Origin of the sequence: Sphingomonas sp. 35-24ZXX (assembly GCF_000786215.1) — a bacterium.
In the GTDB taxonomy this organism is placed as follows: Bacteria; Pseudomonadota; Alphaproteobacteria; order Sphingomonadales; family Sphingomonadaceae; genus Blastomonas.
The window spans coordinates 1-400 of the sequence record NZ_JROG01000032.1 but is presented as its reverse complement, the minus strand read 5'-3'; the positions used below and the strand labels follow the sequence as shown (position 1 = coordinate 400).

Sequence of the window (400 nt, the reverse complement as noted above, 5' to 3'; positions counted from 1 at the left end):
TCGTAAAGCCGCCGCGTGATCGACCAAGAGCGTTCGCACAAGCCCCCCTTTTCCGCCCGCTGCCGAGACGTGGCCGCGAACGCTGCTGCTGTCGATCATGTGCTGCCAGTCGTCCGTCAGACCCAAATCAACCAGCGTCTGCAGCAGGGCATCCCAAACACCCTGTTCGGCCCAGCGTCGGAACCGGACGTAAACCGAGTTCCACTTACCATAGCGTTCATGCATGTCGCGCCAAGGACAGCCGACCCGCAACACATGGAGCATACCATTGAGAAACCGCCGGTTATCGCCCGCAGGCCGTGCCCAGCGACCACGCTCAGGTGGCAGCAGTGGCCCGATCAGTTCCCATTCCGCGTCCGACAAATCCCCGCGACCCATGACTGCTCCTCAAAAAGCAGTC

1 pseudogene is annotated in these 400 nt (G+C 61.8%); it reads right to left on the bottom strand.

Features of this window, described 5'->3' with window-relative positions:
• A pseudogene (locus LI72_RS19850) lies at positions 1-378 on the bottom strand (IS5 family transposase); the annotation flags it as partial.
• Positions 379-400 lie beyond the last annotated feature (22 nt).